Origin of the sequence: Methylobacterium sp. CB376, from assembly GCF_029714205.1 — a bacterium.
In the GTDB taxonomy this organism is placed as follows: domain Bacteria; phylum Pseudomonadota; class Alphaproteobacteria; order Rhizobiales; family Beijerinckiaceae; genus Methylobacterium.
Genome location: NZ_CP121648.1, coordinates 7,625,481 through 7,636,458, shown reverse-complemented (window position 1 = coordinate 7,636,458; position 10,978 = coordinate 7,625,481). Strand labels below are relative to the sequence as shown.

Below are 10,978 nucleotides of genomic sequence, written 5' to 3'. Positions count from 1 at the left end.
TGATGGGTCCTCTCTCGGACCGCCCGCGGCTTCCCGCCCGCGGCCCGTACGCCGATACGCAACTCCCGACATGTCCCAGTTCGAACCATGTCGGCACAGGTGAGGAACCAAGAGTCAACTGCCCCCAGCCTCGTCCCCGCCTTCCTCACCGGTCTATCAACAAGAACTCTCGTTTTCCTTAAGCGACAGGCCCTTGCAGATCCTCGCGATGCCGGCCGCGGCGAAGCCGCCCCGACGGCACGACTCACGGCGCGGTGCCGCAACGGGCCACCGACCGAATCGTGACTTGTGGAAGATGGGGAAGCGCCGCACCCCCGAGCGCGACGGAGGAAGGTTACGCCCGCCTGGTGAAGCTTCGCAACAGGAAGCGTTGGCGGCGTGGTGAACGGAGGCTTGACCGCGTCGGCGACTCACGGCCCGCGCACAGCTTGTCCCCCCGCAAGCCCTTGATGTGCCGCGCTGTTCCCGAATCGGCGGGATTCCGGCCGGCTTCGGGCCGGCGCCGGGATCCGGTCATGTCGAGAGCGGGGAGGGGGCCGGGGACACGGCGGTGGACAGGGTGTTGGGACGCGCCCCGGGCTTGACAGCACCCCGGCCGCCTCACCCGGCGCGGCGCGCCCGCGCCTCGGCGAGGAGGCAGAGCAGCTCGAACGCGATGGTCGCGCCGACGAGGGCCGTGGTGCCGGAGGGGTCGAGGGGCGGGGCGACTTCCACGAGGTCGGCGCCGACGAGGTCGAGGCCGCGCAGGCCGCGCAGGAGGAAGAGCGCCTCGCGGGAGGTGAAGCCGCCGATCTCCGGCGTGCCCGTCCCGGGGGCGAAGGCCGGGTCGATGGAATCGATGTCGAAGGTCAGGTAGGTCGGCCCGGCCCCGACCACCGCGCGGGCCTCGGTGACCGCGGCGGGCAGCCCCTCGGCGATCACCCGCTCCATGTCGAGGATGCGGATGCCCTGGTCGAGGGCCCATTGCCGCTCGTCGCGGGCGTAGAGCGTGCCGCGCAGGCCGATCTGGACGGTGCGCCGCGGGTCGAGGACGCCGTCCTCGATGGCGCGCCGGAACGGCGTGCCGTGCGTGAGCTTGGCGCCGCCGAAATAGCTGTCGGTGGTGTCGCTGTGGGCGTCGATGTGGATCAGCCCCACCGGCCGGCCCGCCGCGACCGTGCGCAGGAGCGGGTAGCTGACGAGGTGGTCGCCCCCGACCGCGAGGAGCGTCAGCCCCGCCGCGCGCAGGGGCGCCGCGAACGCCTCGATGCGGCCGAGCGTGTCGGCGACGTCGACCGGGTTGACCGCCACGTCCCCGAGATCCGCGCAGGCGCAGAGCTCGTAGGGGCAGATCCCGGTCGCCGGGTTGACGAGGCGCATCAGCGCCGATTGCTCGCGCACGCCGCGCGGCCCCAGGCGCGCGCCCGGGCGGTTGGTGGTGGCGCTGTCGAAGGGGATGCCGAACAGGCCGATCTCGACCGGCTCGGCGATGGCCGCCTCCGGGCTCAGCACCGGCAGGCGCATCAGGCTGGCGAGGCCGGCGAAGCGCGGCATCGCCATCCCGGAGAGGGGCTGGAAGCGCGCGAGCCGCGCGGCGCGGGTCGGATCGTCGGCCGGGGAGGTCATGATCGGGGCTCCGTCTGATGAGGCCGGCGGTCGCTTGCCACGACCGCCGGTTCGGTTCTCGACTCGTCGTCAAGCCTTCTCGCCAAATCTTTGGCTCGGTGTCGGAAACTGGGAGTGCTCGACGGCCCGGCGCGTCGGCATGCCGGGCCGTTGGCATGGGTTCTGTCCTACAGGCAGGGGCGGCCGGGAGTCTCGCGTTGACGATGGCGGGACGCGCGGCTATAGACGGCGTCTCGCGAACCCGCCGGCTCGCCCCGGCGGCTTTCCGTGCTTTCCGCGCCCTGTCCGCGACGCCGTCACGCCCCCGGGCCCTCGTGCATCGCGCTTTTCGAGAATGAGGAAGACCGATGGCCAACACCGTGTCGGCCAAGAAGATGACCCGCAAGATCGCCAAGCGCACGGCGATCAACCGCTCGCGCCGCAGCCGCATGCGCACCTTCATCCGCAAGGTCGAGGAGGCGATCGCCTCGGGCGACGCCGCCACGGCGCTGACCGCCCTGCGGAGCGCCGAGCCGGAGATCATGCGCGCGTCGCAGAAGGGCATCGTTCACAAGAACACGGCCTCCCGCAAGGTCTCGCGCCTCACGGCCCGGGTGAACGCCCTCCAGGCGTGACCGGCCGGTTCCGGCGAGAGATTTCCGGCAAGAGCTTCCGGCAAGAGCTTCCGGCAAGAGCAACCAGCCCGGCGCGAGCCGGGCTTTTTCGTGCCCGGATCAGGCGCCGGGATCGTTCGCGAGCAGGATCGGCTGCCCGTGCGGGGTCGCGGCGGCGGCCCGCGCGAAGGCGTCGCGGCGCTCGGAGAGCGCCTCGGCCGAGGTCACCCCGCGGGCGCCGAGCAGGTCCTCGATCACCTCCAGCCAGAGCGCGTAATCGGCCGGGCGCTCGCCGCGCCGGCTCGCCGCGCCGAGCGCCTCGGCCCATTCGCCCCAGGTGAACAGGCCGCGCTCCTGCAGCGCCACCACCAGGGCGAAGGTCTGCGCCTCCCAGGGCGCCGCGAAGGGGGAAGCCTCGGGCGCGCTCATGCGGCGCCTGCCGGCGCCGGCGCGCCTGCCGGCGCCGGCGCGCCTGCCGGCCCATCTCCCGGCGCCGGCGCGGCCGCCCTGCGCACCGGCTCCAGGTAGCTCTCGAAGGCGTTGACCGAGACGCTGAGGCCCGGATCCGCCTCCTCGCCCCACAATTCCACCCCGGGAAAGCGCACCGTGTAGAGCCATTGCGGGTTCTCGCCGGCGAGGCGCGCGTTCGAATCCGGGAACACGAAGGTGCCGTGCACGCGCTCGACCGTGCCGGTGCGGCCGCGGACGTAGCGCGGCAGGCGGGTATGGCCCGCGGGGTTCATGACCTTGGCGGTGACCTCGTCGCCCGCCGCGAAGCGGGCGGGCCGCGCGGCGGGGCGGTCGCTCGGGAAGCCGCGCGCGAAGAGCGGCGCGACCTCCTCGCCCCTGAGCACGCGGGTGATCGGCGCGGGGGGCGTGAGCGCGGCGCCCGCCCGCAGCTCGGCCTCCTCGACGAGGCCGTGATGGGTCAGCTGCTTCTCCAGGGCCCGGAGCCAGATCTCGTAGTAGCTCGCCGCCAGGTACTCGGCCGGCGGCAGGGATTCGCGGGCCGCGCGGCTCGCGTCGAGGTTCCAGGTCCCGGTCAGCCCCATCGCCATCGCCATGGCGAAGACGCGCCGCTCCCAGAGAGCGTGGAACCAGGGCTCGTCGGCCTCGAAGCCGATCGGCCCGAACCCGTGCATGCCGCCGAGATCCTGACCGCCATTCATGCGCGCACCACCTGGTCGGGAGCGAGGGGGAGGCCGGTGCCGATCATGGCGTCGCGGGTCACGAGGTCGGCCAGCGCCGCCTCGTCGAGGTGCTCGCTGCCGGCGGGCCGCATCGGCAGAACCATGTAGCGCAGCTCCGCGGTCGAATCCCAGACGCGGATCCGGGTGGTCGCGGGCAGTTCGACGCCGAACTCGCGCAGGACGCCGCGCGGGTCGATCACCGCCCGCGCGCGGTAGGGCGGCGACTTGTACCAGACCGGGGGCAGGCCGAGGACCGGCCAGGGGTAACAGGAGCAGAGGGTGCAGACGACGAGGTTATGCTCCTCGGGCGTGTTGGCGACGACGACCATGTGCTCGCCGCCGCGTCCGCCGATGCCGAGTTCGCGGATGGCCGCGGTGGCGTCGTCGAGGAGCCGGGCGCGGTAGGCCGGATCGACCCAGGCCCGGGCGACGACCCGGGCGCCGTTGCGGGGGCCGACCTTGGTCTCGTAGGTGTCGATCAGCGCATCGAGGGCGGCCGGATCGACGTAGCCCTTCTCGACCAGGATGGATTCGAGCGCCCGCACCCGCAGGTCCATGGGCGAGAGCTCGCTGCCATGCGGGTGCGGGTGATCGTGGTGGTGATCCGTCATGCCGTCCCTCCCGGCCAGAGGTCTAGACCGTCGCCGCGGCGCCGTCACGCCGCGATTCGGCGGGCGGGGGATCCCGCACCGATCCCGGCGCACGCAGCGGGATCGCCGGCCCGGGAGGCGCGAGCGCGCGCGAGCCGGGGAGCACCTCGGCAGGAGGACGCGTCGTGATGCCGGAACCGTCGCGCCGGCGCGGATCCGGCTAGAGCAGCACCCGATCACGTTGCAATCGGGTGCTGCTCTAGGTCTTTGATCTTGCCGCATTGTCTGCGACGAACCGGCATCCACTTCGTCGGAAAATGCTCTAGGGCCGCAGGGCCGGCGTCTCCACCGGCAGGCCGGCGGCGCGCTGCATCAGGTAGAGTTCCAGCGCCACCAGCTCGGGCGCGTCCGGCGGGAAGGGCTCGGCCCGCATCCCGGTCAGGCAGTTGCGCAGCCGGCGCCGGAAGGAGCCGAGATCCTGCCATTCCAGCCGGTAGAGCGGGTAGCCGGTCGGGTGGCCCTGCGGGATCACCGCCGCCCCGAGGTGCCGCCCCCACTGCGCGTCGTGGCAGGCCGCGCAGGAGAGGCCGAGCTGGCCCAGGCGGCGGGTGAACAGGGCGCGGCCCTCCGCCCGCGCCCCGGCGAGGCGCGGGTCGGCCGGCGGCGCCACCGGGAGCCCGCGCGACTGCGCCCCGATCGCGGCCGCGAGCGCCAGAAGCGGCCGAGTCTCGGGCGCGAGCGGCGCCTCGTTCTGGTGGCGGCGGCGGCACAGGTTGATGCGGTCGTCCAGGTCGACCGGTCCGCCCCCTCCCTCGTCGAAGGCCGGGTAGCGCGCCGAGACGCCGCGCATCGCGGTGATCGGCCCGTGGCAGCCGGAACAGGCCGGGGCGCCCGAGGCCGGCGCCGTCCCCCAGGCCTCCTCGCCGTCCGCCACCCAGAGCTGGCCCGGATGGGCCGCCTCGTCCCGCTGCATGGCGCGCAGTTCCGGCGTCATCTGGTCGAAGCCGGAGCGGCGCTCGCCGGGCGGGATCTCGGCCGCGGCCGCGGCGCCGCCGAGGCAGAGCAGGAGGAGCCCGGCGAGGCCGGGCCGGCGGGGCGGCGGGCGCCTCACGTCACCGCGATCGCGGCGCGCTCGGTCTGCGAGAAGCCGTTGTCGCCGCTCCAGGTGAAGGTGAAGGTGCCGCTGCGCGTCGCCACCGTCGTGAAGGTCAGGTAGGGGTTGGCGGAACTCGCCGGGAACAGCTCGGCCCGGAAGATCTCCTCGTCCTCGAAGCGGCAGACGAACTCCGTGATGATGTTGCGCGGCACGAGGCGCCCGTCCGCGCCCGGCCGGAAGCCGGTCTCCATCGGGTGGGAGATCAGGGTCTTGATCTCGATCACGCTGCCGGCGGCGGCGCTCTTCGGCACGTTGATGAGGCTGCGGGCCATCGCGTCATCCCTCCACGCAGGCCGCGAGGGTCACGATCGCGTCGGCGGTGGCGGACCAGTAGCTGCCGTCCGACATCTCGGCGATCGCCGTCACGGTCTGGGAATCCGCGAGCCGGATGCGGGTCGACACCGCCGCCCGCCCGGCACGCGGCGAGAGATGGATGGTGAGCACGTTCGGCTGCGGGTTCTTGTCGTTGAAGACCGCGATGCGGCGGACGTGGTCGGCCTCGGTCATCGGGCTCTCGACCGCGACCGAGAGCGGCACGGCGTTGCCGTTCTCCACGAGCGGCGGCAGGTCGAGGCTGACCCGGCCGGGACGGATCAGCGCGTCGCCGGCGAAGCGCCGGATGGCGCTCAGGGTCGGCTCGCGCGGCGGCCGCTCGGCGGCGCGAGCCGGGCGCACCAGCGTCACGGCGAGGAGCCCCGCGCCGCCCGCCAGGATGGATCGCCGGTCCGGCCTCGTCATCGCGTCTCCCCTCCGCCGCGCAGCGTCGCCAAGTAGGCGATCACGTCCTCGATCTCCTGCGCCTCCAGCACCGGCCGGCCGCGCCAGGCCGGCGCGACCCGTTCGAGGCCCTCGACGCGCAGATACGAGGGCATGATCGTGTCCGGATTCAAGACGCGGCCGTCGACGAGCCGCAGGCGGATCTGCCCGGGCGAGAGCCGCGCGCCGATCCCCGCCAGATTCGGGCCGACATCCCCCTCCGGCCGGCCGCCGAGGCCCGCGTGGCACAGGGTGCAGAGGCCGCGCCGCGGGTCGGTGGCGATGGCGCGGCCGCGGGCCGGGTCGCCCGCGGTGCCAGTGAGCGGCGCCGGGATGGCGTCGCCCTCGATCGCCGGGACCGCCGCGGCGGCGAGGGCGGGGAGGAGGGCGAGGGCGAAGGCCGCCGCGAGCCCGCGCGGCCCGAGGCACCGCGCCGGGAGGCATCGCCCCCGGCGCCGCGGGCGGTGCCCCGGGCGCAGGCGGCGGATCGGGTCGCGCGGGGGATCGAGGCGGCGTCGCATCGGCTTCCGAGGGTCCGCCGCCGGAGATGGGGCCGCGACGGGCCGCGTCAGGAGTTGCGCCGGGCGGCCGATCGCCTCACGCCCGCCGCTTCATCAGCGCCGCCGCCGCGAGCCCGACCCCGGCCATCACCGCCCCGGTGGTCAGCGGGTGGAGCTGCGCCCGCGTGTAGGTGCTGGTGCGCCGCACGTAGCCCGGGTGGCCGCCCTGGACCTGCCCGTCGATGCCCGGCTCGTGCAGGGACCCGCGCGGGTCGCGCGGCGGCTCGGCGCCGCGCTGGGCCTGGGACATCACGGCGCCGAGGCGCTCGAAGGCGCGGGGCGCCACCTTCTTGAGGCCGGTCATCGCGCGGCCGCCGCCGCCGACGTAGATCTCCCGCTGGGGATGCACCGCGGCGTGCAGGATGGCCCGCGCCACCTCGTCCGGGTGGTAGACCGGCGGGGGCAGCTGCGGCTCGCGGTCCATGTAGTTGCGGGCGTGGTGGGTCAGGGGCGTGTCGATCGAGCCGGGCTTGATCAGCGTCACCGAGACCGGCGCCCCCTCCATGTCCAGCTCCGCCCGCAGCCCGTCCGTGAAGCCCCGCACCGCGTGCTTGCTCGCCGAGTACATGGCCTGGAGCGGGATCACCATGTCGGAGGCGATGCTGCCGACATTGATCAGCGCGCCGCCCTGCTGCCGCAGGTAGGGGAGCGCCACCAGCGAGCCGTAGACGGTGCCCCAGAAATTCGTCCGGAACAGCCGGTCGCTGTCCGCGTCGCTGACCTCCTCCAGCCGCCCGAAGATCGAGATGCCGGCGTCGTTCACCCAGCTGTCGATGCGGCCGAAGCGCTGCATCGCCGTATCGGCCAGGGCCTGCACGTCCTCGCGCCGGCCGACATCGCCGACCGCGTGGGCCGCCTGCCCGCCGTCGTGCCCGATCTCGTCCTGGATCATCGCGAGCGCCTCGGCGTTGCGGGCGCCCATCACCACCCGGGCGCCGCTGCGCGCCGCCCGGCGCGCCGTGGCGAGGCCGATCCCGCTCGACGCTCCCGTGATCACGATTACCTGCTGGTCGAGGGGCTTGTGCGCGTAGACCATTGGCTGCTCCATGCTGCTCGGGGGATGTCCGTCGCCTGCCCAACGAATGCCGGCGGCTCGCGTTCACTCGACGTCGGGCGCGACCTGCCCCCAGTTCAGCACGGCGACCAGGGCGACCCCGCCGAAGACGTTGCCGATCAGCGTCGGCAGGAAGAAGCGGGCGGCGTAGTCGCCCCAGCCCGCCTCGCCGAGGAAGACCAGGTAGGCGGCCTCGACGGAGCCGGCGACGACGTGGGCGAGGCCGCAGATCGCGATCACGTAGGTCAGGAGCAGGATGACGAAGGGCCGCGCGCCTCCGGCGGCGGGCAGCAGCCAGACCATCAGGGCGATGAGCCACCCGGCGACCACGGCCTTGGAGAGGGTCGGCCAGAACGGATGCGCGAGGGTGTGGCGGCTGATGTCGCGGAACTGCGCCCGCAGGCCCTCGTCGAAGACCTCGGTGCGGGCGATGGCGAGGGCGAACAGGATCGTGCCGACGAGGTTGGCCGCGAGCACCAGGCCCCACAGGCGCAGCAGCCGCCCGAGCACCGCGAGGGTCCGGTCGTGCAGGAGCGGGAGCACCGGGGTGAGGGTGTTCTCGGTGAAGAGTTGCTGGCGCCCGAGGACCACGATCAGGAAGCCGATCGTGTAGCCCCAGCCGGAGACGAGGTCGCGCCAGGGGGCCTCGGGCAGCCGCGCCCGGATCACGCCCTGGACCACGAGGGAGAGGCCCATCGCCAGACCGGCCGCGAGGCCCGAGAGCAGCAGCGCGGAGACCGTGCGGGCGAGTTCCTCGACCCCCCTCGTGGCGGATGACCTCGTGGATGACGATGGCGCTCGGCCAGCGCTCCGCCTCGACCTCGTCCGCGACGTCGTGCTCGCGGCCTCTCCGCTCGGGCTCGGGTCCGGACATGCGGCCTCCCGTGAGGCCCGCGACGAGGCCTCCCATGAGGCCTCGCATGGGGTCTCGCGCCGGGACGCCCGGCCCCGGTCCAAGCCCGGCGCCGGCCCCGTGTTCCCGCCGCAGGGGCCGCCTCAGCCCGCCGTGCCCGGATGGATCGGGGCCTGGTAGGCGAGGCCCATGTCCCAGGGAAAGTAGATCCAGGTGTCCTGGCTGACCTCGGTGACGAAGGTGTCGATCAGCGGCCGCCCGGCGGGCTTGGCGTAGACCGTGGCGAAATGCGCGTTCGGCAGCATGCCCCGCACCACCTGCGCGGTCTTGCCGGTATCCGTCAGGTCGTCGAGGACGAGGACGCCGCGCCCGGTCCCGTCGCCGATCGCGCGGATGCTCGGCGCCACGTCCTTGATGACGTGGAGCGCGCCCTGCTCCTGGTAATCGTGGTAGCTGGCGATGCAGACGGTCTCGATCAGGCGGATGCCGAGTTCGCGCGCCACCACGGCGGCGGGCACGAGGCCGCCGCGGGTGATGCAGACGATCGCCTCGAACGGCCCGGCCCCGGCGAGGCGCCAGGCGAGCGCCCGCGCGTCGCGGTGGAACTGGTCCCACGAGACTGGGAAAGCCTTGTCGCCAGGGGCCGCCATCCTGTTCCTCCGGTCAGTCCCGGGCCGCCCGCAGGCGGGCGACGAGGGTCTCGATCTCGGCCCGGGCCGCCGCCAGCTGGGCGGGGTCCTTGGCGCGGGCGACGATCTGGTTGCGGAACCCCTGCGGCGTCATCGACGGGTAGGAGCCGATCGAGACGCCCGGGAAGCGCGCCGCGAGCGCGGCGAGGTCGCCGGCGTAGAGGCCCTCGGGCAGGCCGCCGGCCTCGACCGTCTCGGCGAGCATCCGGGCGCCGGTGCGCAGGCGCGGCGCGATCCCGTCGAGCATCGCCTGCATGATCGCGGGCACGCCCGCCATTACGATCACGTTGCCGATCATGAAACCGGGCGCCTTCGAGATCGGGTTCTCGATCAGCTCGGCCCCGAAGGGGATGCGGGCCATGCGCAGGCGCGCCTCGTTGAGCTCCGCCTCCGGGATGCGTTCGAGCAGCATGGCCCGGGCTCGGGGATCGACCTCGATGCCGACGCCGAAGGCCGCCGCCACGCAATCGGCCGTGATGTCGTCGTGGGTCGGCCCGATGCCACCGGTCGTGAACAGGTAGGTGTAGCGGGCGCGCAGCGCGTTGACCGCGCCGACGATCTCCTCGGCCACGTCCGGCACGACCCGCACCTCGCGCAGGTCGATGCCGACCTGGGTGAGGTACTCGGCGATGTAGCCGATGTTCTTGTCCTTGGTGCGCCCGGAGAGGATCTCGTCGCCGATGACGAGCAGGGCCGCCGTCACCGCATTCGGGTTGTCGTCGCTCACGCGGGCCTCCAGGCTGGGCTCCCGCTGTATCGCGCGCCCACGCGCGGCTCAAGCGCCGGGGCCGGCGGTCTCGGACCCGCCGCCGCGGTCGCGCGAGACGCCCGGCAGCCCGCGCTCCTTCCGCAACGGGAGCATCGCGGAGCGGGACGCCACCTTCGCGGCGCTCGGCCTGCGCGGCGCTCGGCCTGCGCGGCGTCGGCCTGGGCGAGGGGAGCGCTGGGCGGCGGGGAACGCGCTGGATCTTGCGCGATCGTGCCGGCGCCGCCGCGCCCCTGAGCGCCGCAGGGGGCGGCACGGGCGTCGCGCCGGGCGGCGCGCCCTGCTAAGGGGGGTCATGTCGTCGCCCGCGTGCCCGCCTTGCGCTTCCCGTCCCGGCTGACCGAGGGGCGGCTGGTCCGCCGCTACAAGCGCTTCCTCGCCGACGTCGAACTCGCCGACGGCCGCCTGGTGACGGCGCATTGCGCCAATCCGGGCGCGATGCTGGGCCTGGCGGCGCCGGGGCGCCCGGTGCTGCTCTCGGCCGCGACCAGCCCCGGCCGCAAGCTCGCGTGGTCCTGGGAGATGGTCGAGGCCGACCTGCCGGGCGGCCCGCAATGGGTCGGCATCAACACGATGCGCCCGAACCACCTGGTGGCGGAGGCCTTCCGGGAGGGCCGCCTGCCGGCGCTCGCCGGGGTCACGTCCCTGCGGCCGGAGGTGCGCTACGGCCGGGCGAGCCGGGTCGACTTCCTGGCCGAGCATCCGGCCGGCCCGATCCACGTCGAGGTGAAGAACTGCCACATGATGCGGGACGCCGGCCTCGCCGAGTTCCCGGACTGCATCGCCGCCCGCAGCGCCCGGCACATGGAGGAGCTCGCCGCGGTGGTGCGCGGCGGCGGGCGCGCGATGGTGATCGTCGTGGTGCAGATGCGGGCCGGACGCTTCACCGTGGCGGGCGACGTCGACCCGGCCTTCGCGGCCTCCTTCCGGCGGGCGCAGGAGGCCGGCGTCGCGACCGTGGCCTATCGCTGCCGGCTCGACCCGGACGAGGTCGCCATCGAGGCGGAGATCCCGATGCTGCCGGCCTGATACGCCATCCGGTTGATGGCTTCGCCATCTCCGATTTCGGCCATGCGGATGTCGGCTTCGCTCAGGCGCCGCGCTCAGGCGCCGCGCGGGCTCGTGATCCGGGATCCGCTTCGATCAAGCCAATCCCGGATCACCCG

The 10,978-nt window shown here is 73.9% G+C and carries 14 protein-coding genes; 2 read left to right on the top strand and 12 right to left on the bottom strand.

Annotated elements, in window-relative coordinates:
• Nucleotides 1-600: 600 nt before the first annotated feature.
• A complete protein-coding gene (gene speB, locus QA634_RS35155; RefSeq protein ID WP_012336569.1) occupies nucleotides 601-1,605 on the bottom strand; it encodes an agmatinase in 1,005 nt (334 codons plus the stop codon).
• Between the two features lie 347 nt (nucleotides 1,606-1,952).
• Here speB and rpsT point away from each other — a divergent pair, with 347 nt between their 5' ends.
• Nucleotides 1,953-2,219 carry a 30S ribosomal protein S20 gene (rpsT, locus tag QA634_RS35150; protein WP_012336568.1) on the top strand — a complete coding sequence of 89 codons (267 nt, stop codon included), beginning with the start codon at nucleotides 1,953-1,955 and terminating at the stop codon, nucleotides 2,217-2,219.
• A gap of 99 nt (nucleotides 2,220-2,318) precedes the next feature.
• Here rpsT and QA634_RS35145 read toward each other — a convergent pair whose 3' ends face one another.
• From QA634_RS35145 to QA634_RS35095, 11 genes are all read right to left on the bottom strand, one after another.
• Nucleotides 2,319-2,627: a nitrile hydratase accessory protein gene (locus QA634_RS35145; RefSeq protein ID WP_012336567.1), complete on the bottom strand. Its 309-nt coding sequence runs from the start codon at nucleotides 2,625-2,627 to the stop codon at nucleotides 2,319-2,321.
• Nucleotides 2,624-3,367: a nitrile hydratase subunit beta gene (nthB, locus tag QA634_RS35140; RefSeq protein WP_012336566.1), complete on the bottom strand. Its 744-nt coding sequence runs from the start codon at nucleotides 3,365-3,367 to the stop codon at nucleotides 2,624-2,626. The genes QA634_RS35145 and nthB overlap by 4 nt, the downstream gene beginning before the upstream one ends.
• A complete protein-coding gene (nthA, locus tag QA634_RS35135) occupies nucleotides 3,364-3,999 on the bottom strand; it encodes a nitrile hydratase subunit alpha (RefSeq protein WP_012336565.1) in 636 nt (211 codons plus the stop codon). The genes nthB and nthA overlap by 4 nt, the downstream gene beginning before the upstream one ends.
• A 301-nt stretch (nucleotides 4,000-4,300) precedes the next feature.
• A complete protein-coding gene (gene soxA, locus QA634_RS35130) occupies nucleotides 4,301-5,089 on the bottom strand; it encodes a sulfur oxidation c-type cytochrome SoxA (RefSeq protein ID WP_012336564.1) in 789 nt (262 codons plus the stop codon).
• On the bottom strand, nucleotides 5,086-5,406 hold the full coding sequence (gene soxZ / locus QA634_RS35125; protein ID WP_012336563.1) for a thiosulfate oxidation carrier complex protein SoxZ: 321 nt from the start codon (nucleotides 5,404-5,406) through the stop codon (nucleotides 5,086-5,088). The genes soxA and soxZ overlap by 4 nt, the downstream gene beginning before the upstream one ends.
• Before the next feature lie 4 nt (nucleotides 5,407-5,410).
• The gene (locus QA634_RS35120) at nucleotides 5,411-5,872 is read right to left on the bottom strand and encodes a SoxY-related AACIE arm protein (RefSeq protein WP_012336562.1); all 462 of its coding nucleotides are present in this window, start codon (nucleotides 5,870-5,872) and stop codon (nucleotides 5,411-5,413) included.
• A complete protein-coding gene (gene soxX, locus QA634_RS35115) occupies nucleotides 5,869-6,411 on the bottom strand; it encodes a sulfur oxidation c-type cytochrome SoxX (RefSeq protein ID WP_012336561.1) in 543 nt (180 codons plus the stop codon). Before soxX ends, QA634_RS35120 begins: the two co-directional genes overlap by 4 nt.
• A gap of 76 nt (nucleotides 6,412-6,487) precedes the next feature.
• On the bottom strand, nucleotides 6,488-7,498 hold the full coding sequence (locus QA634_RS35110; protein ID WP_150108791.1) for an SDR family oxidoreductase: 1,011 nt from the start codon (nucleotides 7,496-7,498) through the stop codon (nucleotides 6,488-6,490).
• A 51-nt stretch (nucleotides 7,499-7,549) separates the two neighbouring features.
• The gene (locus QA634_RS35105) at nucleotides 7,550-8,461 is read right to left on the bottom strand and encodes a formate/nitrite transporter family protein (RefSeq protein ID WP_083784785.1); all 912 of its coding nucleotides are present in this window, start codon (nucleotides 8,459-8,461) and stop codon (nucleotides 7,550-7,552) included.
• A 39-nt stretch (nucleotides 8,462-8,500) separates the two neighbouring features.
• Entirely contained in the window at nucleotides 8,501-9,007 is a 507-nt protein-coding gene (gene gpt, locus QA634_RS35100; RefSeq protein WP_012336559.1) for a xanthine phosphoribosyltransferase, read from the bottom strand.
• A gap of 13 nt (nucleotides 9,008-9,020) precedes the next feature.
• Complete coding sequence (locus tag QA634_RS35095) at nucleotides 9,021-9,773, bottom strand: competence/damage-inducible protein A (protein WP_012336558.1); 753 nt, start codon at nucleotides 9,771-9,773, stop codon at nucleotides 9,021-9,023.
• 357 nt (nucleotides 9,774-10,130) lie between these two features.
• Here QA634_RS35095 and sfsA point away from each other — a divergent pair, with 357 nt between their 5' ends.
• A complete protein-coding gene (sfsA, locus tag QA634_RS35090) occupies nucleotides 10,131-10,841 on the top strand; it encodes a DNA/RNA nuclease SfsA (RefSeq protein ID WP_043702849.1) in 711 nt (236 codons plus the stop codon).
• Nucleotides 10,842-10,978: the final 137 nt, after the last annotated feature.